The sequence below is a fragment of the Devosia sp. genome (genome assembly GCF_017307495.1).
In the GTDB taxonomy this organism is placed as follows: Bacteria; Pseudomonadota; Alphaproteobacteria; order Rhizobiales; family Devosiaceae; genus Devosia_A.
Window position 1 is genome coordinate 1 of sequence record NZ_JAFKHE010000036.1, and the last position, 1,208, is coordinate 1,208.

The 1,208-nt window shown below is 69.5% G+C and carries 1 protein-coding gene; it reads right to left on the reverse strand.

The features are described from left to right. Positions 1-1,208 (reverse strand): methylmalonyl-CoA mutase family protein (locus J0I99_RS20245; protein WP_291399257.1); only part of this gene is annotated, 1,208 nt, incomplete at both ends.

The window sequence follows — 1,208 nt, forward strand, 5'->3', positions numbered from 1 at the left end:
TACTCCGCGGCTGATTTCTGGGTGTATCCGAGTTTCTGGTTGAGTTCCTCGAGGAGCTTTTCGGCGGCGTCGGCGATCACGGTTCCCGGCGGGAAGATCGCGCTGGCGCCGGCCTTGAGCAGGGTCTCGAAGTCCTGCGGCGGGATCACGCCGCCGACGACGATCATGATGTCGGGGCGCCCGGCTTTGGCGAGCGCCGCCTTGAGCTCCGGCACCAGGGTCAGGTGGCCGGCGGCGAGCGAGGAGACGCCGATGATGTGGACGTCGTTCTCGACGCCCTGGCGCGCCGCCTCCTCGGGGGTGGCGAAGAGCGGGCCGATATCGACGTCGAAGCCGAGATCGGCGAAGGCCGAGGCGATCACCTTCTGGCCGCGATCATGCCCGTCCTGGCCCATCTTGGCGACGAGGATGCGCGGGCGACGCCCATCCGCCTCCGCGAAGGCCTCGGTCATCGCCTGCACCCGGGTGACCGCAGGGTTCATCGTGCCGACCTCCCGCTTGTAGACCCCCGAGATCGCCTTGATCTCGGCCCGGTGGCGCCCGAACACGCGCTCCAGCGCCAGCGAGATCTCGCCGACCGTCGCCTTGGCCCGCGCCGCCTTGACGGCGAGGTCGAGCAGGTTGGCCTCGCCCGCGGCGCCCTCGGTCAGCGCCGCCAGCGCCGCCTGGACCTCGCCCTCGTTCCGCTCGGCCTTCAGCCGGGCGAGCTTGTCGAGCTGCCGGGCCCGGACCGCGGCATTGTCGACCTTGAGCACCTCGATCGCCGCCTCGTCCTGCGGCTTGAAGCAGTTGACCCCGATGATCGCCTGCTGGCCGCCATCGATGCGCGCCTGGGTCTTGGCGGCGGCCTCCTCGATCCGCAGCTTCGGGATGCCGGCCTCGATCGCCTTGGCCATGCCGCCGAGCGCCTCGACCTCCTGGATATGCGCCCAGGCTTTTGCCGCGAGCTCGGCGGTCAGACGCTCGACATAATAGGAGCCGCCCCAGGGGTCGATGATCCGGGTGGTGCCGCTCTCCTGCTGCAGCAGGATCTGGGTGTTGCGGGCGATGCGGGCCGAGAAATCGGTCGGCAGGGCGAGCGCCTCGTCGAGCGCATTGGTGTGCAGCGACTGGGTATGGCCTTGCGTCGCCGCCATCGCCTCGATCATCGTGCGCGGCACATTGTTGAACACGTCCTGCGCCGTCAGCGACCAGCCCGAGGTCTGGCA